Annotated in this window: 18 protein-coding genes and 1 tRNA gene; 7 read left to right on the top strand and 12 right to left on the bottom strand. The window is 67.8% G+C overall.

Going from position 1 to position 17,735, the window contains the following annotated elements; translation table 11 throughout:
• Window positions 1–82 precede the first annotated feature (82 nt).
• From WDM94_01620 to tesB, 4 genes are all read right to left on the bottom strand, one after another.
• Entirely contained in the window at window positions 83–2,686 is a 2,604-nt protein-coding gene (locus WDM94_01620) for a DNA translocase FtsK 4TM domain-containing protein (protein MEJ0011324.1), read from the bottom strand.
• A gap of 366 nt (window positions 2,687–3,052) precedes the next feature.
• Window positions 3,053–4,405 (bottom strand): ammonium transporter, encoded by a 1,353-nt coding sequence (locus WDM94_01615; GenBank protein MEJ0011323.1) that lies wholly within the window; start codon window positions 4,403–4,405, stop codon window positions 3,053–3,055.
• Between the two features lie 10 nt (window positions 4,406–4,415).
• A complete protein-coding gene (locus tag WDM94_01610) occupies window positions 4,416–4,754 on the bottom strand; it encodes a P-II family nitrogen regulator (protein ID MEJ0011322.1) in 339 nt (112 codons plus the stop codon).
• A 271-nt stretch (window positions 4,755–5,025) separates the two neighbouring features.
• On the bottom strand, window positions 5,026–5,886 hold the full coding sequence (gene tesB, locus WDM94_01605; GenBank protein ID MEJ0011321.1) for an acyl-CoA thioesterase II: 861 nt from the start codon (window positions 5,884–5,886) through the stop codon (window positions 5,026–5,028).
• A 188-nt stretch (window positions 5,887–6,074) separates the two neighbouring features.
• Here tesB and WDM94_01600 point away from each other — a divergent pair, with 188 nt between their 5' ends.
• The gene (locus tag WDM94_01600) at window positions 6,075–7,295 is read left to right on the top strand and encodes a ubiquinone biosynthesis hydroxylase (protein MEJ0011320.1); all 1,221 of its coding nucleotides are present in this window, start codon (window positions 6,075–6,077) and stop codon (window positions 7,293–7,295) included.
• On the opposite strand, the gene WDM94_01595 is transcribed toward WDM94_01600, so the two are convergent.
• Window positions 7,292–7,750, bottom strand: coding sequence for a MarR family transcriptional regulator (locus WDM94_01595; protein ID MEJ0011319.1), 459 nt, complete (start codon window positions 7,748–7,750; stop codon window positions 7,292–7,294). The genes WDM94_01600 and WDM94_01595 overlap by 4 nt on opposite strands.
• A 57-nt stretch (window positions 7,751–7,807) precedes the next feature.
• On the opposite strand from WDM94_01595, the gene WDM94_01590 reads away from it, so the two are divergent.
• Complete coding sequence (locus WDM94_01590; protein MEJ0011318.1) at window positions 7,808–7,960, top strand: hypothetical protein; 153 nt, start codon at window positions 7,808–7,810, stop codon at window positions 7,958–7,960.
• 245 nt (window positions 7,961–8,205) lie between these two features.
• Here the strand turns inward: WDM94_01590 and WDM94_01585 are convergent, their stop codons facing one another.
• The 4 genes from WDM94_01585 to WDM94_01570 form a co-directional block, all read right to left on the bottom strand.
• A complete protein-coding gene (locus WDM94_01585; protein ID MEJ0011317.1) occupies window positions 8,206–8,403 on the bottom strand; it encodes a Trm112 family protein in 198 nt (65 codons plus the stop codon).
• Window positions 8,400–9,062: an LON peptidase substrate-binding domain-containing protein gene (locus WDM94_01580; GenBank protein MEJ0011316.1), complete on the bottom strand. Its 663-nt coding sequence runs from the start codon at window positions 9,060–9,062 to the stop codon at window positions 8,400–8,402. Before WDM94_01580 ends, WDM94_01585 begins: the two co-directional genes overlap by 4 nt.
• 32 nt (window positions 9,063–9,094) lie before the next feature.
• A complete protein-coding gene (gene trxA / locus WDM94_01575; GenBank protein MEJ0011315.1) occupies window positions 9,095–10,015 on the bottom strand; it encodes a thioredoxin in 921 nt (306 codons plus the stop codon).
• An 85-nt stretch (window positions 10,016–10,100) separates the two neighbouring features.
• Window positions 10,101–10,622, bottom strand: a complete 522-nt coding sequence (locus WDM94_01570) for a prolyl-tRNA synthetase associated domain-containing protein (protein ID MEJ0011314.1) — start codon at window positions 10,620–10,622, stop codon at window positions 10,101–10,103.
• An 88-nt stretch (window positions 10,623–10,710) separates the two neighbouring features.
• On the opposite strand from WDM94_01570, the gene WDM94_01565 reads away from it, so the two are divergent.
• Window positions 10,711–10,785: transfer RNA gene (locus tag WDM94_01565), tRNA-Gly, on the top strand.
• Window positions 10,786–10,989: 204 nt separating this feature from the next.
• Window positions 10,990–11,727, top strand: a complete 738-nt coding sequence (locus tag WDM94_01560; protein MEJ0011313.1) for a hypothetical protein — start codon at window positions 10,990–10,992, stop codon at window positions 11,725–11,727.
• A 143-nt stretch (window positions 11,728–11,870) separates the two neighbouring features.
• Here WDM94_01560 and WDM94_01555 read toward each other — a convergent pair whose 3' ends face one another.
• A complete protein-coding gene (locus WDM94_01555) occupies window positions 11,871–12,938 on the bottom strand; it encodes a hypothetical protein (GenBank protein ID MEJ0011312.1) in 1,068 nt (355 codons plus the stop codon).
• Window positions 12,939–13,192: 254 nt separating this feature from the next.
• Here WDM94_01555 and WDM94_01550 point away from each other — a divergent pair, with 254 nt between their 5' ends.
• The 3 genes from WDM94_01550 to WDM94_01540 all read left to right on the top strand — a co-directional run bounded on the left by WDM94_01550 (window position 13,193) and on the right by WDM94_01540 (window position 15,424).
• On the top strand, window positions 13,193–13,753 hold the full coding sequence (locus tag WDM94_01550) for a flavin reductase family protein (GenBank protein ID MEJ0011311.1): 561 nt from the start codon (window positions 13,193–13,195) through the stop codon (window positions 13,751–13,753).
• Between the two features lie 38 nt (window positions 13,754–13,791).
• Window positions 13,792–14,457 (top strand): VOC family protein, encoded by a 666-nt coding sequence (locus tag WDM94_01545; protein ID MEJ0011310.1) that lies wholly within the window; start codon window positions 13,792–13,794, stop codon window positions 14,455–14,457.
• Between the two features lie 283 nt (window positions 14,458–14,740).
• On the top strand, window positions 14,741–15,424 hold the full coding sequence (locus tag WDM94_01540; protein MEJ0011309.1) for a glutathione S-transferase family protein: 684 nt from the start codon (window positions 14,741–14,743) through the stop codon (window positions 15,422–15,424).
• Window positions 15,425–15,599: 175 nt separating this feature from the next.
• Here the strand turns inward: WDM94_01540 and WDM94_01535 are convergent, their stop codons facing one another.
• On the bottom strand, window positions 15,600–16,925 hold the full coding sequence (locus WDM94_01535) for an AMP-binding protein (protein ID MEJ0011308.1): 1,326 nt from the start codon (window positions 16,923–16,925) through the stop codon (window positions 15,600–15,602).
• On the bottom strand, window positions 16,922–17,134 hold the full coding sequence (locus WDM94_01530) for a hypothetical protein (GenBank protein ID MEJ0011307.1): 213 nt from the start codon (window positions 17,132–17,134) through the stop codon (window positions 16,922–16,924). The genes WDM94_01535 and WDM94_01530 overlap by 4 nt, the downstream gene beginning before the upstream one ends.
• Window positions 17,135–17,735 lie beyond the last annotated feature (601 nt).

The following is a 17,735-nucleotide window of genomic DNA, read 5'->3' as shown; positions in this document are numbered from 1 at the left end:
GGCGCTCTGTGGCGGATTGGCGGCGCGGGCGAAACGTGGCGTGAGCCGCAACGCCCGACAAGGAGGCGGGTTCCGCCAACGATTAACGGAACGCGGCTTCCTCGTCTTCAGGCACGAGGATGTCGCGCTTGCCGGCGTGGTTGGCGGGGCCGACGACGCCCTCCTGCTCCATCTTTTCGATGATCGAGGCGGCCTTGTTGTAGCCGATGCCGAGACGGCGCTGGATGTAGCTGGTCGAGGCCTTGCGGTCGCGGAGAACGATGGCGACGGCCTTGTCGTAGAGGTCGTTGGATTCCTCGCCGCCCTCGCCGTCGAACAAGGCGCCGTCGCTGCCGCCGCTCGCCTCGGCGTCGGTGTCGATGGTGACCGCGGTGAGGTACTCCGGCGCGCCCTGCGATTTCAGATGCGCGACGACTTCCTCGACTTCCTTGTCGGAGACGAAGGGGCCGTGGACGCGGGTGATGCGGCCGCCGCCCATCATGTAGAGCATGTCGCCCTGGCCGAGGAGCTGCTCGGCGCCCTGCTCGCCGAGGATGGTGCGCGAGTCGATCTTGGAGGTGACCTGGAAGGAGATGCGGGTCGGGAAGTTCGCCTTGATGGTGCCGGTGATGACATCGACCGACGGGCGCTGCGTCGCCATCACGACGTGGATGCCGGCGGCGCGGGCCATCTGGGCGAGGCGCTGGACGGCGCCCTCGATGTCCTTGCCGGCGACCATCATCAGGTCGGCCATCTCGTCGATGACGACGACGATGAACGGCATCGGATCGAGCGACAGGGCTTCCTTCTCGTAGATCGCCTCGCCGGTGTCCTGGTCGAAGCCGGTCTGGATGGTGCGGTAGAGCGTCTCGCCCTTGGCCAGCGCCTGCGCCAGGCGGGCGTTGTAGCCGTCGACGTTACGCACGCCGAGCTTGGACATCTTGCGGTAGCGGTCCTCCATCTCGCGGACCGTCCACTTGAGCGCGACCACGGCCTTCTTCGGGTCGGTGACGACCGGCGTCAGGAGATGCGGAATGCCGTCATAGATCGACAGTTCGAGCATCTTCGGGTCGATCATGATCATGCGGCACTCGGCCGGGGTCCACCGGTAGAGCAGCGACAGGATCATGGTGTTGATCGAGACGGACTTGCCCGAGCCGGTGGTGCCGGCGACGAGCAGGTGCGGCATGCGGGCGAGGTCGGCGATCACCGGCTCGCCGCCGATGTTCTTGCCGAGGCAGAGGCCGAGGCGGGCCTTCGATTCTCCGAACTCGTCGGCCGACAGCAGCTCGCGGAGATACACGGTCTCGCGCTTGGCGTTGGGCAGCTCGATGCCGATGGCGTTCTTGCCGGGGATGACGGCGACGCGGCAGGCGATGGCCGACATCGAGCGGGCGATGTCGTCGGCGAGGCCGATGACGCGGGCCGACTTGATGCCGGGCGCGGGCTCGAGCTCGTAAAGCGTGACGACCGGGCCGGGGTGGGCGTTGATGATCTCGCCCTTGACGCCGAAGTCGTCGAGCACGCCTTCCAGCGTGCGGGCGTTCGCCTCGAGCTGCGCCGGGGTGATGGTCATCTTGCGTTCGCCGGGCTTCGGCTCGGCGAGCAGATCCAGCGCCGGCAGCTCGAATTTCGGGGCCTTGTAGGCCTTGGACTTCTTGACGACCGGCGCGGCGGGGGCCTTCGCCTTTTTCTTCTTCGGCGCGACCGGGGCCTCGTCGTCGTCCATCTCGATCTCGGGCAGGTCTGCGTTGTCCATGTCGTCCATGGCCGATTCGGTCTCGTGCCATTCTCCGTCGGCGCCCATGCGCGGCTCGACGCGGCCGTTGCGGAAGTTTTCCTCGTCCATGCGGGCGCGGAGGGAGGCGCGGCGGCGGTTCTGGATGCGGCGGCGGAGCGCGGCGGCGAGGCTCATGCCGACGTGGGTGACGACGCCGGCAACCAGCGCCATGCGGGACGGGCGGTCGTCGTCCTCCTCATCCTCGTTATCGTCGAAGTCTTCGTCGTCGTCGGCCGGCGCATCGGCGTCTTCGTCTTCGTCGTCGAATTCATCCTCGGTGATGGCGACGCGAGCGGAGAGGCGGACGGCGGGGACCGGGTCGTCCTTGGCGCCGCCGTCGAACTGCAGGATCAGGCCGCAGGCGTGGAGCGCCAGCAGCGCGGCGAGGGCGGCGGACAGCGTGCCGACGGCGAGGGCGGAGAGGCGGGCGGGGGCGTGGCCGATCGCCATCGCCGGGAGCTTCATCAGCAGGTCGCCGAGGACGCCGCCGAGGCCGGTCGGCAGCGGCCATGAGTGGAGGGTCGGCAAGGTGGCGAGCGCGACGGTGGCGGCGAGCGTCGCGGCGAGCCACGTGATCAGCGTCTTCCAGTTGAAGCGGCTGGGTGTCGCGAAGACGGCGCGCCAGGCCCAGATGACCGGCGGGATGAGGAACAGCGAGGCGGCGAGGCCGAGCAACTGGGTCAGCAGATCGGCGATGACGGCACCGGGGAAGCCCAGGATGTTGCGGGTGGCGTGATCGGTGGCGTGGCTGAAGCTCGGGTCGTCCACCGCCCAGGTGGCGAGGCTGGCGGCGAAGGCGGCGGCCAGCGCCAGCACCGTCAGGCCGAGGATGGCGCTGAGGTTCCTGCGGATCAGGCGGCGGATAGTGCCGTCGGCGGCCAGCGAAAAGGGCAACGAGCGGGCAGGGGTACGCTGGGAGCTACGCATGGGCCGATCCGGGTCGAAATGGGGACTGCCGGTAACCGTAGCGGGGGGAGGTAAAGCCCGCATTAACCTTGGGAATTTGGGGGTTTGTGACGGTGCGCCGGGCCGGTCGCCGGGGCAGTGCATAGGAGCGACACCCCTCCCCAAAACGCCTTTGGCGTTTTGACCCTCCCACAAGGGGAGGGTTCAAGCTGAGCCCGGAACGTCCAGCGAGTCGAGCCCTCGCCTTGTGGGAGGGGCCAAAGCCGCATTGCGGGTTTGGGGAGGGGTGTCTCTCGACCTCTCGACCGGCGCGCTCACGCTCTGCCCAACAAAAAACCGGCCGGTGTTGCCACCGGCCGGTCAAGTCTAGGGAGGAAGAGGACGCGTTTACTGAACGATTTCGCCGTGGAGGTTGATGTCGAGACCCTCGACTTCGACTTCCTTGGTGACCCGGAGGCCGATGACTACGTCGATGACCTTCAGGATGATGAAGGAGGCGACGCCGGACCAGACGATCGTGGCGAGGGTGCCTTCGAACTGGATCCAGATCTGGCCGAAGTTGCCATCGATCCAGCCCGACTTGCCTTCGCCGCCGACCGCCGACACGGCGAACACGCCGGTCAGGATGGCGCCGACGAAGCCGCCGACGCCGTGGACGCCGAAAGCATCGAGCGAGTCGTCGTAGCCGAGCAGCGGCTTGAGCCAGACCACGGCCCAGAAGCAGATGACGCCGGCGACGATGCCGATGACCAGGCCGCCGGTCGGATCAACCCAGCCGGAGGCCGGGGTGACGGCGACCAGACCCGCCACCGCGCCCGAGATAATGCCGAGAACGCTCGGCTTGCCGCGGGCAATCCATTCGGCAAACATCCAGGCGAGAGCGGCACCGGCGGTGGCGACCTGCGTGACCAGCATGGCCATGCCGGCGCGGCCGTCGGCAGCGAGCTCGGAGCCGGCGTTGAAGCCGAACCAGCCGACCCACAGGAGCGAGGCGCCGATCACCGACAGCACGAGGTTGTGCGGGGCCATGTTGTCGTGGCCGGTGCCGATGCGCTTGCCGAGCACGAGGGCGCAAACCAGGCCCGCGACGCCGGCGTTGATGTGCACCACGGTGCCGCCGGCGAAATCAAGAACGCCGAGGGTGCCGAGGAAGCCGCCGCCCCATACCCAATGGGCGATCGGCGAGTAGACGATGATCGACCAGAGACCGATGAACCAGAGCAGCGCCGAGAACTTCATGCGGTCGGCAAAAGCACCGGCGATGAGGGCGGGCGTGATGATCGCGAAGGTCATCTGGAAGGTCATGAAGACCGTCTCAGGGATGGTCAGGGTCGTTGCCCCGACGCCCATGTCCTTGAGGAAGAAGCGCGAGAAGCCGCCGAGGTAGGCCTGCATCGTGCCGCCATCGGTGAAGGCCAGGGAGTAACCGACGACCATCCAGATGACGGTGACGAGGCAGGTGATGGCGAACGACTGCATGACGGTGGCAAGCACGTTCTTCTTGCGGACCATGCCGCCGTAGAAAAGCGCGAGGCCGGGGATCGTCATGAGCAGGACGAGCGCCGTCGAGGTCAGCATCCACGCCGTGTCGCCGGCGTTGATGGCGGGGGGAGCCGGAGGCGCGGCGGCGGCAGCAGCATCGGTTGCTGCGGGCGCGGCATCCTGCGCGAAGGCGGCTATCGCCGAGAAGGCGAGCAGCCCGGCAGCGCCGAGGAGAGTTCTTGTCAGGCGGGTGTTCATCGAAATCTCCTTACAGCGCGTCGTTGTCGGTCTCGCCGGTGCGAATGCGCACGGCTTGATCGATGGAGTAGACAAAGATTTTGCCGTCGCCGATCTGACCGGTCTTGGCGGCCGCGGTGATCGCGTCGACAACCTTGTCGACCTGATCGGCGGGCACGCCGATCTCGATCTTGATCTTGGGCAGGAAGCTGACCGCGTATTCCGTGCCGCGGTAGATTTCGGTGTGCCCCTTCTGGCGCCCGTATCCCTTCACTTCCGTCACGGTCAGGCCCTGAACGCCGACCGCCGTGAGGGCATCGCGCACCTCGTCGAGTTTGAACGGCTTGATGACAGCCATCACGATTTTCATGGGTAAGTTTCCCCGTTAACGCCCGCCGTCCGCCGTTGGATAAGCGAACGCACGAAGCCCGATCGGTGCATGCCCCCGGGCGGCTTTACCTACCGCCGACGACCTTGACCGCCACTCGTAAATCAAGGTCCGTGCCAACTTGGCCGGCAGCGGCGCAAACTGCTGAAAGCGCGGGCAAAAAGGCGGCGGCTTTGCGACCAACGGGCCACACGGCCAGTCTGCTGATTAAAATATATGCAGTTTGGCTATTTTGCCTGCGGCGTGGGCAGGGCTAGTCGCGGACGCGGATCAGGCCTTCCTGGGCGACCGACGCCACCAGCTTCCCATCGTGGGAAAAAAGGTTGCCGCGGGTGAAGCCGCGTGCGCCGGAAGCGGATGGGCTGTCCTCCGCATAGAGCAGCCAGTCGTCCGCGCGGAACGGGCGGTGGAACCACATGGCGTGGTCCAGGCTCGCGGCCTGGAGGCCGGGATCGAAGATCATGCGGCCGTGAGCGAAGAGGGACGTGTCGAGCAGCGTCATGTCGGAGGCGTAGGCGAGGACGGCGCGGTGGACGACGGGATCGTCGGGCAGCTTGCCGGTGGCGCGGACCCAGACGGCCTGTTGCGGCGGCAGTTTCTCGCGGCTGAAAAAATGGCGGAGGTCGAGCGGCCGGATTTCGATCGGTCGCGGGCGCTCCCAGTAACGGCGGACACCTTCGGGTGCGACATGAAGATAGGCCGCCTGCAGCTCGGCCTCGCTCGGCAGATCCTCTGGCGGTGGCACCTTGGGCATCTCGATCTGGTGGTCGAGGCCGGGCTCGTCGATCTGGAAGGATGCGTTCATCGAGAAGATCGCGGCCCCGTGCTGGATGGCGACGACGCGACGGGTGGAGAAACTCTTGCCGTCGCGGATGCGATCGACCTCGTAGACGATCGGGACGGCGGGATCGCCTTCGCGCATGAAGTAGGCGTGGAGGGAATGCGCGGCGCGGCCGGCCTCGACCGTGCGGGTCGCCGCGACGAGCGACTGGCCGATGACCTGACCGCCGAAGACGCGCTGCCAGCCGACCTGCGGGGAGCGGCCGCGGTAGAGATTATGCTCGAGCTGCTCGAGGTCGAGAATTTCGAGGAGGGTTTCGACGGCGGTGTCCATGCGTCCGGGTTTAGCATGGCGGCCGTTACTTGATCCTTTGCCTATGCAGAGCTGCCATGCCCACGCCCGGGTCTGGTCTTCGACCGGCCGAAGGGCAGGCTCCGATGGGCATCCAGCAGCCACCAATCCTTCATTGTGTACTGGGTCCGCGCCTTCGCGGGGACGACCGCGGGGCGTAGGATGGCGCGATGGATAGGGAGACAGACGTCCTCATCGCCGGCGGCGGGCAGGTCGGGTTGGCGCTGGCCGTGGCTTTGCGGCAGGCGGCGCCGTCGCTTGGCGTGACGCTGGTCGATGCCGTGCCGATCGATGCGGCGACGCGCGAGGGGCGGGCGTCCACCATCGTTGCCGGCGGGCGCAAGATGCTGGAGCAGCTCGGCGTGTGGGATGCGATTGCCGAAGCGGCGCAGCCGGTGCGCGAGATGATCGTCACCGACAGCCGGACGCGGGACGTCGCGCGGCCGGTGTTTCTCACGTTCGATACCGATGGCACGGCGCACGTCGTCGCCGACGGCGTCGTGGTCGCGGCGCTGCGCAAGGCGGCGGCCGACGCCGGCGTAGTTATGGTGGCGCCGGAGGCGGTGACGGATTTCGTTGCCGACGGGGTGCGCGTGACGACGAAGCTTGCGGGCGGCGGCGCGGTGACGGCACGGCTGCTGGTGGCGGCGGACGGCGTGCGCTCGAAGCTGCGCGACGTCGCCGGCATCGCGACCGTCGGGCACCAGTATGGGCAGACGGGAATCGTCGCGACGGTGGCGCACGCCAAGCCGCACGAGGGCCGCGCCGAGGAGCATTTCCTGCCGGGCGGGCCCTTCGCGATGCTGCCGCTGCCCGATACCGAGGGCGGCAAGCACCGCTCGTCGCTGGTGTGGACGGAGCCGACGGAGGTCGCGACGCGGCTGATCGCCGGCGATCAACTCGTCTTCCGGATCGAGCTGGAGCGGCGGTTCGGCAATCGCCTCGGGCCGATCGAGGTGATCGGCAAGCCGCTGGCGTTTCCGCTTGGCGTGACGCTGGCGCGGGAATTCGTGCGGCCGCGCTTCGCGCTCACCGGCGATGCGGCGCACTCGATCCATCCGATCGCCGGGCAGGGATTGAACCTCGGCTATCGCGACGTGGCGGCGCTTGCCGAGACGATCGTCGAGGCGCACCGGTTGGGGCTCGATATCGGGGCGCTCAATGTGCTGGAGCGGTACCAGCGCTGGCGGCGCTACGACACCGTCGAGATGGCGGCGGCGACCGACGGGCTGAACGCGCTGTTCGCCAACGATAATCCGGCGCTGCGTCTCATGCGCGACGTCGGACTGGGGATCGTCGACAGGCTGCCGGGGCTGAAGCGGCTGTTCATCGGCGAAGCCGCCGGCGACACGGAAGGCGCGCCGAGGCTGCTACGCGGCGAGGCGATCTAGCGGTTTAAGCGCGCGATCTCGGCGAGGAGCACCGCGCGGCTCTCATTGAAATAGCGCGTCAGGAGCGCGATCTCGGCGGCGGTATATTTCGCCGCCAGCGCGTCCATGGCGCGGCCCATCGGGCCGTACAACGCCCCAGCCTTGGCGCGGCCGGCGGCGGTCATGCGCACGTAGACCTTGCGGCGGTCTTCCGTATCGCGGACGCGGCGGGCGAGGCCGGCATTCTCCAATCGATCGATGATGCCGGTGACGGCGCCGGTGGTCAGGCCCGTAGCGCGGGCGAGATCGCCGGCGGTGACGTCGGCGCCGGATTCGATGACGCCCAGGCATTCGACGTCTGTCGGGCTGACGCCGAGGCGGGCGGCGACGGCAGAGGCAAAAAGATTGCCGACGCCGCTTGCCTCGCGGGCGGCACGATTGAGCTCGGCAACAAGGGCTTGCTTTCTCTGTGTCATTATCTTAGTCAGTAAGATACTTGTATTCTAAGTCAATTAGACAGAGGGAGTTCTCCCATGGCAAATCCGATACGGAGCGAAGAACAGGAGTGGAAGTACGCCAGCGCGGCGATGGCCTGGTATGGCTGGGGATCGCCGATCGGCGCCGGCGTGTTCCTGGTGTGCATCGCGGCGGTGGCGGCGTTGGTGCGCTATGCGATGTTCGGGTGACATCCACTCGCCGCCATCCTTCGGCGCGCGAAGCGGCGACCGGAGGACCAGTTTCAGCAAATGCAGCCGCGTGGACGAGCGCGGTCCTCCTGTCATCCTTCGGCCTCGCCGAAGGATGACAGGAGGGAGGACGGGAAGCGGATCAAAGGGCCGAGGACGAAGGTGGAGGGAGGAGAATGGGGACCCCACCCACCGCTGCTTTGCGGCGGTCCGCCCTCCCCGGAACGGGGGGACAAAAGCGGAGTTCAGCCTTCCAGCGGCCGTGCCTCGTCGGGCAGCATGATCGGGATGCCGTCGCGGATCGGGTAGGCGAGCTTGGCGGCGCGGCTGACCAGTTCCTGGCGGGCGGCGTCGTATTCCAGGGTCGTCTTGGTGAGCGGGCAGACCAGAATTTCCAGCAGCCGCGGATCGATGGTGCCGGCGGCGCGGACGGGCGTGTTCATTGCAGCGTGCGGCCGGCGCCGGGACGGGGGATCGCCATCTCGGCGATCGCGACCAGCGTCTCGGCACGGGCCCTCAGGTCGGGCGCCTCGAGCAGCGCCTGTTTCTCGGCGGCGCCGAAGGGCGCCATCATGGCGAGCGCGTTGACCAGCGTCTCGTTCGAGGCGCGGCCGACGCTTTCCCAATCGGCGTCGAGATCGTGGGCGGCGAGGTAAGCGCGGAAGGCGCGCAGCACGGCGTTGCGGTCGATCGCCTGCTCGGCGCTGTCGAAATCGACGGCGAACGGCTCGGCGGTGACGCGGCAGAGGCGGAAGGGAGTCTGCTGCGGCATTTCTTCGACGATGCGGAAGCGGGCGATGCCGGTGAGCGTGATCATGTAGCGGCCGTCGCCGGTCTCGGCGTAGGAGACGATGCGGCCGGCGCAGCCGATCTTGCGCAGCGTCGGGCCAGCGGCGCAGGGCGGCGCGGCCTCGTCGATCTGCACCATGCCGACGACGCGGTTGCCCGACATGGCGGCGTCGATCATGGCGAGGTAGCGCGGCTCGAAGATGTTGAGCGGCATGTCGGCGCGCGGCAGGAGAAGCGCCTCGGGCAGCGGGAAAACCGGGATGACCGACGGCACGTCTTTGGCGCAGCCATAGGAGCAGTTGCCGGCTTTCATCTGTCCCCTCGGCGTCCTTCTTCTTTCTTGCGCTACGAAAACAGCAGCGACGACAAACGGCGGCGGGCGGACAGGGTCGCGGGATCCATCGGGCCCCAGGCCTCGAAGAACGTGACGAGCTGCTTGCGCGCCTTCTCGTCCTCCCAACTACGGTTCCGGCCAACAATTTCAAGGAGGTAGTCGGTCGCCGCCTCACGGTTGCCGCGGGCGTTCTCGATCAGGGCGAGATCGAAGCGGGCCTGCCAGTCCTTGGGATCGGCGGCGATGCGCGCGGCAAGTGCCGTCGGATCGCCAAGCGCGGCGGTCTGCGCGGCGAGGTCGATCTGGGCGCGGACGGCGGCGACGGCGGGATCGTTGGCGGCGGCCGGCGGGATGGCCGCCAGCGTCTGGCGCGCGGCATCGAGGTTGCCGGCGGCGAGGTGGCACGAGGCGAGGCCGACGATCGCGGGGATCGAGGTGGCGTCGGCGGAGAGCGCCGCGGCGAAATGTTCTGCGGCGGCGGCGACGTCCTTCTCGCCCAGCAGGCGGTTTCCTTCCTCGACGAGCAGCTCGACGTCGCTCGGGCCGGCGGGGCCGCCGAGGCGATCGATGAAGGCTTTGACCTGGCTCTCCGGCACGGCGCCGACGAAGCCATCGACGGGCTGGCCGTTCTGGAATGCGATGACGGCGGGGATCGACTGGATGCCGAGCTGGCCGGCGACCGACGGGTGATCGTCGATGTTCATCTTGACCAGCTTCACGGCGCCCTTGGCGTCCTTCACCGCCTTCTCGATGATCGGCGACAGCGTCTTGCAGGGGCCGCACCACGGCGCCCAGAAATCGACGAGCACCGGCTGACGCTTGGATTCGTCGAGCACGTCCTTGGTGAAGGCCTGGGTGGTGGTGTCCTTGATGAGATCGGTGCTGCCGGCGCCGTTCGGCGCGGGGGCTCTGCCGGTCTCGGGCATGGTCATGCTCATGGCTGCTCGTTCCTGTCGCGGGCCGTTTCGGGCCCGATATTGGTTTGCTGGCGGGGAATATGGAGCGGCGAGGCCGTTCTCACAACTCGCCGGTCAAGGGCACGACCAGCGGCTCGTGGCCGGTGGAGCGCAGGAAGGCGAGGAGATCCGCCGCCCTGATGGTGGTCGTGGCGGTGTTGACCAGCGGGTGGCAGTTGACGGTTTCCGCCGCGGCCAAGCTGGCGTCCAGCACGACGGTGACGCGGCCGGCGGTATCGTTTATCGGGGCGAAGGCGGTGACCGAGCCCGGGGTGACGCCCAGTGTTTCCATCAGCAGCTCGGGCTTGCCGAAGGAGAAACGGCCGGTGGCGCCGAGGCGGTGGTGGAGCTGCTTAAGGTCGAGTTCGGCGTCTTCCGGCGCCACGACCAGGAACAGGCGGTCCTTCTTGTCCTTCAGGAACAGATTCTTGGTATGGGCGCCGGGCACCGTGCCGCGGAGGCTCTGGGCTTCCTCGACGGTGAAGACCGGCGCGTGGTCTATGGTGGCGGTCGCGATCCCCAGGCGGGCGAGGGCGGCCATCAGATCTTCGCGGGTGGCGGGCATGGCGGCCCGTCTAGCCATCGGCGACCGCGAAGGCAAGCCGGCGGCGTATTGCCATCGGCGGGGCGCCGCCATATAAGCCGGGCGTCCGCCAGAAACGGGCATGTGAGCGGGTGTAGCTCAGGGGTAGAGCACAACCTTGCCAAGGTTGGGGTCGAGGGTTCGAATCCCTTCGCCCGCTCCAAATTTTTCCAACCGATCGAGCCGCGCACTCCGAAGCGGCGGCTTCCCCGAAAAGCGACAGGTCCGGCATTGTGGGTCTTTCAGCGGCCTCGGTTTTGCTGCGCCCCGCGGCTTTTGCCGGCTTTCCCGGCATCACTCGACCTTTCGGATTTACGCTTTTGTGAGCCTTAGCCTGTAGCCTTGGCCTGAAAATCCAGAGGCTGCCATGGACCTCATCGAGGATCTTCCGTCCACGATTTCCGCCAAGCTTGCCGACCTGAAAAGGCCGGGCGAGCAGATCGTTATTGCCATCAAGGGAGCGTTCAAGGAGGCACTGGTCTGCACCGACGCCCGGGTGATGGTAATAAAGGCCGGGTTCATGACCGGGAACACGTTCGGGGCGAACGTCTTCCAGCTTCCCTACGGCAACATCACGAGCGTAGAGGTCAAGTTCGGGATGACGGGCTACTTCGAGCTGTCGTCGGGTGGCGTGCAGAACACCAAGAAGAGCTACTGGACCAACGGCGGAGACGGCGACGCAAAGAAGGCGCCGAACAGCATCTCGCTCAATACCCGGGAGCAGGCTGAGAAGTTCGCGCGGGCCGCCGAGTTCATTCTCAATCGCATCGCGAATCCGCCGACGGCAGCACCGCCGGGGTCGGCGCCCGCAGTGTCTCTTGCCGACGAGATTTCAAAGCTCGCCGCGCTGTTGGAGAAAGGCTACCTCTCCAAGGAAGAATTCGAGCAGCAGAAGCTTGTGCTTCTCGCCCGCCCGGCCCCGGTAGCCGTTACGCCATCGCCGCCGCCGCCGTCCGTCCGGGTCGATTCAGATTCCGGGCGTCCGCCGGACAACATCGACCGGGCAATCGCCGAGGCCCTGCGCAGTCGGGAAGCGGCCCAGGCCAACGCCGCGACGGAAGAAGTTCGCCCGGCATTCGGCAGGCGGCCGCAAACGCCCCGCTGAATCGGGCAGGCTCGGAGTACCTTACCGTGCCCCGCGCCGGTCGATGCGGTGCTGCCGGCGGGACCTGGCGAAGCGGCGGGTTGATTTCGGGACAAAAAGGGCGGCTCGCGGGCCGCCCTTTTCTTTTGTCGCATGCGCGCCCGTCAGGACTTGGTGACGACCACCACGTCCATGTCGTCGCGCTCCTTGCCGCCGAGGGCGGCGGCGACGCAGGCGATGAAGGCGCCGACCAGCAGCGACAGGGCGAGGAAGAGACTCGCCGTTGCGGCCGTCTTTCTGGCGGCGTCGGCGGCTTCCTTGGCCTTGGTCGCGGCGGCCTGGGCCTCGGTGATGGCGGCATCGACGCGCTGCTCGGCCTCGGCCTGCGGGATGCCGGTCTGCTCGGCGATGAGGCCCGCAAGGTAGGTGCGGTCGTCGGGCGCGATCTGGCCGGCGGCCAGCGACTGCAGCAGGATGCGGCTGCCTTCGGCGCGGACGTTCGCGGCGTTGGCCATTGCTTCGGGCGATGTGTCGACCGGTGCCATGGCCGCGGCGGACGGCGCGGGTGCGGCGGCGGCAGGCGCAGGCGTCGTCGTCGTGTCGGCCGGAGCGGCAGTTCCCGCTGCGGTCGTGTCCGTCGCAGGCGCTGCCGGCGCGGCAGCCGCGGTGGGTGCGGCTTCGGTGCCGGCGGCCATGCTCGCCGACGGCGCCGAGCGGAACAGGCGGTCGGTCAGATATGCGTTCGGATCGAAGTTGCCCGACATGGCACCGCCGGCGGCGGAGCCGGCGCCCTGGGCGACACCCGACGCCACGGTCGCTGCGGTGTCCGCCGTCTTGCCGAGGATGCCGGCAAGAGACGAGGCGAAGATCGCGGTGAGGATGACCAGCGAGAACGACCAGGCGACGAAGCCGTGGGCGGTGTCGCGGAAGAAGACTTCATCGCCGTGGTAACCGTGCATGCGGGTGCGCAGGCGGCCGGCAAAGTAGCCGGCGAAACCCGCCGAGACCCACTCGATCACGATCAGCCAGATGATCGCGCCGACGCCGAAGGCGACGGGGCTGGCGCCGCCCCACGGCGAGATCGCCGAGAGGCCGATGCCGGCGCCGAGCAGGATGAGGATGACGGAAATGCCCGCGCCGGCGACAGAGCCGGCGAAGATCGCGGGCCAGGCCACGGCCGAGCGCGTCGCGGCGGAATTCACCGCGGCGCCGGCGTCATAGACGTTGGTCATGGGGGTTGTCCTCTAGTGCCAGAAGATGGCGAGGAGAATGATGATCGGAATCGGAACTCCAAGCAGCCACAGCAGCAGGGCGCGTCCCATGGGATTCCTCCGGTTGATTTTTGGCGGGTAGTGAGGCGAACGGCGGAGCAACGCGGAGGCTACGCGAAGGTTCCATCCGCGTGCCGCGCGACCACGAGGCAACAGCGGCACTGCGTACGCGTTAGCGATTGGCGCGGGTGTCGGAAGGCGCGTAGATTTCGCGCATGGCCAAACGCGCGGCGAAGCTTGATTTTCCGGTGTCCAATATCCGGCGGCTGCTCGAGCCGGGACCGATCGTGCTGGTGTCGTCGCAGTTCGGCGGCGAGCGCAACATCATGACGATGGGCTGGCATACGGTGATGGAGTTCACGCCGTCGCTGGTCGGCTGCGTCATCTCCTCGGCCAATTATTCGTTCGGGCTGATCCGCAAATCGCGCGAGTGCGTGATCAACGTGCCGACGACGGCGCTGACCGACGCGGTGGTCGGCGTCGGCAACACCGACGGCAACACCGTCGATAAATTCGCGACATTCGGCCTGACGGCGGCGAAGGCGGCGAAGGTGAAGGCGCCGCTGATCGCCGAGTGCCACGCCAGCCTCGAATGCCGGCTGAAGGACGACCGGCTGGTCGAGGACTACAACTTCTTCATCTTCGAGGTGGTGAAGGCGCACGTGAAACGGACGCCGAAATATCCCGAGACGCTGCACTACACCGGCGACGGAGTCTTCATGGTGTCGGGCAAGATCATCAGCCGGAAGTCGCAGTTCCGGCCCGGAATGTTGTAGGCTTCGGCCAACGACGTTTCCGGGAGAAAGCCGCAACCATGCGCAAGCTGCAGACGCAGGGCGTCCATCACATCACGCTGGTCGGGGCCGACCGGAAATCGACCATCGATTTCTGGGAGGGCGTGCTCGGCATGCCGTTCGTGTTCGACCAGCCGAACCTCGACGTGCCGGAGGAAAGCCACCTCTATTTCGATCCGGGCGACGGGCGGCTGATCACGGTGTTCACCAACGAGGGGCGCAAGGCGGACCCGACGCCCAACCCGACCGAGATCGGCGACGTGCACCACATCGCCTTCAACGTCTCGCATGCGACGTTCGCGCAGGCGGTCGAGCGGCTGGCCGAGCGCGGCATCTCGAACAGCGGGCCGAAGGATCGCGGCTTCATGGACTCGATCTACTTCCGCGATCCGCTCGGGCAACTGTTCGAGCTGGCGTCGTATCGCTTCCTGCCGCCGGAGGGGCGGACGCACGCCGAGGTGCTGCTCGCGGCGCATCACATCCGCGTCGCGCGCGGCGACTACAACATCACGGAGGCGCATCTGGCGGATGCGATCGAGGACATGATCCGCGCGGGTCGCGGCTCGCTGTCGAAGGATCGCGGGCCGCGGGATCCGTATGCCAAGGCAAAGCCGGCGGCGGGGAAGAAGCGCGTGATGGGGAAGAACACGCAGGTCGGCGGGAAGGCGAGGAAGAAGGGGAAGTAGGGGAAGTAGGGGAAGTAGGGGAAGTAGGGGAAGTAGGCGGACGCTGCGCACACTCTCGTCGTTCCGGCGAAGGACGGAATCCGGCGGGAGCGTGCGGGTGCTCTTGTGGTGAGGTCGTCGATGGGCCCCGGCTTTCGCCGGGGTCACGAGGGAGCGGAGGTGACGGCGGAGATCAGGCGACGCGGGGGATGCCGCGGCGCCGCCAGAATATATCTCAGCCGCGGCGTGTTATTGTTTCGGCAAAGGCGCCCCACGAGGCGCCGCCAAGAGTGGGAGGAACACCATGGCGATGAAGCTTTACGTTCTGCTGGTTTCCAATACGAGCCGGCCGATCCGGGCGCTGATTGCGGAAAACAAGCTGCCGATCGAGGAGGTGGCGCTCGACTTCTACAAGGGCGAGCACACGAGCGAGCCGTATGTTTCGCTGAACCCGAACGGGCTGGTGCCGACGCTTGTCGACGACGACTTCGTGCTGACGGAAAGCTCGGCGATCATGAAGTATCTCGCCGACAAGTTCGATCTCGGCCTCTACCCGAAGGACCTGAAGACGCGGGCGAAGGTCAACGAGCTGATGGACTGGTTCAACACCGGCTTCTATCGCGACTACGCCTACAACGTCGTCTATCCGCAGATCTATCCGCACCACAAGCGGCAGACCGACGAGGCGCAGAAGCACACGATCGCGTGGGGCAAGGACCAGACGGAGAAGTGGCTGAAGGTGCTGAACGAGCACTGGCTTGGCAATGGCAACAAGTATCTCGTCGGCGACTCGATGACGATCGCCGATATATTCGGGCATGCCCTGATCACCTGCGGGATGGTGACGCGCGACGAGTTCAAGGCGTATCCGAACGTCGATCGCTGGGTGAAGGAAATCGGCAAGCTGCCGTCGTGGCCGAAGGTCAACGAGGCGCTCGCCGGTTTCCGCGACTACGTCAAGGATCAGCAGTTCGTCAACGTGGCGTGAGGCTGGCGGCGCTTGGCGAGAGCGTGCCTCCGGTGGGGAGGCGTGCCCCACCCACCGCGCTTCGCCTTCGGCTTCGCGCGGTCCCCCCTCCCCGTAAAGGGGAGGGAAAGCGGAGCTTCACTCGTGCGGAATGCCGCTCGTTGTCATCCCCGCCTGCGCGGGGACGACAGTGGTGTCAGGTGGCGGCGGACCAGTCGACGAGTTTCGATTTGTAGCTCGATCTCGGCAGTGCGCCGAACGGGATCAGCTCAATCGCGGTCGTGACTGTGAGCGACTCGCGGATGCGCGCGCGGATGCGATCGGCGAGCCCGGCCTCGGCGGCGACGCCTTCGCCGAGTTCGACCGCGACGGGCAGCGGCGGATCCTGGCGGAAGCCTTTGGCGCGCGGGCGGACGGCGATGACGCCGCTGACCAAGGGGCTGAATTCATTGACTATTTCGCGGATGGCGGCGGGGAAGATGTTGACACCGCGGACGATCAGCATGTCGTCGGTGCGGCCGATGCAGCGGACGCGCGGGGCGGTGCGGCCGCAGGCGCAGGGCGACGTCCAGATGCGGACGTGATCGCGGCTGCGGAAGCGCAGCAGCGGCGCGCCGCGATGGCGGAGGTGCGTGTAGACCAGTTCGCCCTCGGCGCCGTCGCGCATCGGCACGGGCTCGCCGGTTTCCGGATCGATCAGCTCGAAATGCACCAAGTTCCGGCCGGAGAAATGCATGCCCTGCTTCTCGGTGCACTCGCCCCACAGCGACACGCAGATGTCGCCGATGCCCATCGCCTCGGTGACCTCGGCGCCCCACGCCGCCTCGAGGCGGGCGCGGGTGGCGGGCTCGCCGCCGCCGGGCTCGCCGGCGACGAGCAGGCGCTTGACGCTCGACGAGGCGAGATCGATGCCGCGCTCGACCGCCCACTCGGCGATGTGCAGCGCGTAGGACGGCGTGAGCGCGACGGTGTCGGCCTTCAGCAACTGCACGGCGGCGACGAGGCGATCGGTGCTCGCGGCGCCGACCGGGATGTGTGTCAAGCCGATGCGGTTGAAGGCGTCGAGCGTGACTCCGGCGACGAAGGGACCGGCGCCATAGGTCGAGATGAGGCGGTCGCCGCGCTTGACGCCCGAGGCGGAGTACGAGCGGCTCGACACGGTCACCCAGTCGGCGACGTCGTCGGCGGTGAGCGGCACGTAGCTCGGCGTGCCGGTGGTGCCGCTGGTCGAGAAGATGCGTGCGATCTCGCCGAGGGGCGGGATGAGGTGCGCGCCGACCGGGTCCGCCGCGGTGCGCGTGGCGCGGAGCTCGTCCTTCTCGGTCAGCGGAAGCCTCGCGATGGCGTCGAGGCCGCCGACGGATTCGGGCGTGGCGAAGCCGGCGGCGTTGAGTTTCGATTTGTAGAAGCGCGAGCGGGCGAAGAGGGTTGCGATCTGGCGGCGATAGACCGGGTCGTCGACCTTTTGCTGCTCGGCCCACGGGCGGCGTTCGACTTCGGGCTCGAACATCGCGGCGGTCATGGCTTGCCGCCGTCGTAGCCGATGGCGTCTTCGGCGGCGCCGGCCATGGCGAAGCCGATCGGCCGCTGCTGCTCCTCCGCGATGTGCGCCAGCAGCCCGGCGGTGCGGGCGAGCAGCGGGATCGCCTTGGCCATCGCGGGGGGGAAATCGAGGTCGATGAGGCAGGCGGCGATCGCCATCGAGACGTTCATCGGCAGCGGCCGGCCCACGCCTTCGCGACCGCCGGCGTGAAGCGGCGGGCGATGTCGATGGCCGGGCCGGCGACGCCCTTCTCGGCCGCCAGCGCCAGAATTCTTTCGGCGCGCGGGTATCGCCGTCCTTGTGCACGGGGTGGCCGTAGCCCGGCATCTTTTCGCCGCGGGCGCGGAGGTCGGCGACGATGTGGCCGTAGCCCGGCATCTTTTCGCCGCGGGCGCGCGGAGGTCGGCGACGATGGCGGCGACGGCGGCATCGGGCGCGGCGCCCCGCGGCGATGCGCGCCTTGGCGTCGACGATGAGGCGGGGCGCAGGGCTCGCTGGCGCCGAGGATGACGGGGCCGGCGCCGAGGGAGGCCGGCGGCGACGGCGCCCTGGATCGAGTCGGGCGCCGGCGGCGAGCGTCATGCGCGCGGCGACCGCGGTCGGCGTAAGACCGTGCTCGGCGATGGCGACCAGCAGGAGATCGAGGAAGTAGCGCTGCTGGTCGGGGTCGGCTCGCGGCCGGTGACGAGGAAATAGAAATAGGCGGTGAAGGTGAGGCGGCCCATGAGGTCGCCGACGAGATCGCGGCCGCGGACCGTGACGCCGGCGGCGTCCCGCGGTCGCGATCGC

The sequence above is a fragment of the Bauldia sp. genome, from assembly GCA_037200845.1.
In the GTDB taxonomy this organism is placed as follows: domain Bacteria; phylum Pseudomonadota; class Alphaproteobacteria; order Rhizobiales; family Kaistiaceae; genus DASZQY01.
Note: the sequence above shows the minus strand (reverse complement) of the source record. Positions and strands in the feature narration are given on the sequence as shown.

What these genes read in the sequence shown, in the direction of transcription:
- trxA (MEJ0011315.1), bottom strand. Translation starts at nt 10,015, where the DNA reads ATGACCATGCCCGAGACCGGCAGAGCCCCCGCGCCGAACGGCGCCGGC.
- WDM94_01535 (MEJ0011308.1), bottom strand. Translation starts at nt 16,925, where the DNA reads ATGACCGCCGCGATGTTCGAGCCCGAAGTCGAACGCCGCCCGTGGGCC.
- WDM94_01570 (MEJ0011314.1), bottom strand. Translation starts at nt 10,622, where the DNA reads ATGGCTAGACGGGCCGCCATGCCCGCCACCCGCGAAGATCTGATGGCC.
- WDM94_01585 (MEJ0011317.1), bottom strand. Translation starts at nt 8,403, where the DNA reads ATGAACACGCCCGTCCGCGCCGCCGGCACCATCGATCCGCGGCTGCTG.
- WDM94_01545 (MEJ0011310.1), top strand. Translation starts at nt 13,792, where the DNA reads ATGCGCAAGCTGCAGACGCAGGGCGTCCATCACATCACGCTGGTCGGG.
- tesB (MEJ0011321.1), bottom strand. Translation starts at nt 5,886, where the DNA reads ATGGACACCGCCGTCGAAACCCTCCTCGAAATTCTCGACCTCGAGCAG.
- WDM94_01600 (MEJ0011320.1), top strand. Translation starts at nt 6,075, where the DNA reads ATGGATAGGGAGACAGACGTCCTCATCGCCGGCGGCGGGCAGGTCGGG.
- WDM94_01620 (MEJ0011324.1), bottom strand. Translation starts at nt 2,686, where the DNA reads ATGCGTAGCTCCCAGCGTACCCCTGCCCGCTCGTTGCCCTTTTCGCTG.
- WDM94_01540 (MEJ0011309.1), top strand. Translation starts at nt 14,741, where the DNA reads ATGGCGATGAAGCTTTACGTTCTGCTGGTTTCCAATACGAGCCGGCCG.
- WDM94_01550 (MEJ0011311.1), top strand. Translation starts at nt 13,193, where the DNA reads ATGGCCAAACGCGCGGCGAAGCTTGATTTTCCGGTGTCCAATATCCGG.
- WDM94_01610 (MEJ0011322.1), bottom strand. Translation starts at nt 4,754, where the DNA reads ATGAAAATCGTGATGGCTGTCATCAAGCCGTTCAAACTCGACGAGGTG.
- WDM94_01590 (MEJ0011318.1), top strand. Translation starts at nt 7,808, where the DNA reads ATGGCAAATCCGATACGGAGCGAAGAACAGGAGTGGAAGTACGCCAGC.
- WDM94_01615 (MEJ0011323.1), bottom strand. Translation starts at nt 4,405, where the DNA reads ATGAACACCCGCCTGACAAGAACTCTCCTCGGCGCTGCCGGGCTGCTC.
- WDM94_01555 (MEJ0011312.1), bottom strand. Translation starts at nt 12,938, where the DNA reads ATGACCAACGTCTATGACGCCGGCGCCGCGGTGAATTCCGCCGCGACG.
- WDM94_01560 (MEJ0011313.1), top strand. Translation starts at nt 10,990, where the DNA reads ATGGACCTCATCGAGGATCTTCCGTCCACGATTTCCGCCAAGCTTGCC.
- WDM94_01580 (MEJ0011316.1), bottom strand. Translation starts at nt 9,062, where the DNA reads ATGAAAGCCGGCAACTGCTCCTATGGCTGCGCCAAAGACGTGCCGTCG.
- WDM94_01595 (MEJ0011319.1), bottom strand. Translation starts at nt 7,750, where the DNA reads ATGACACAGAGAAAGCAAGCCCTTGTTGCCGAGCTCAATCGTGCCGCC.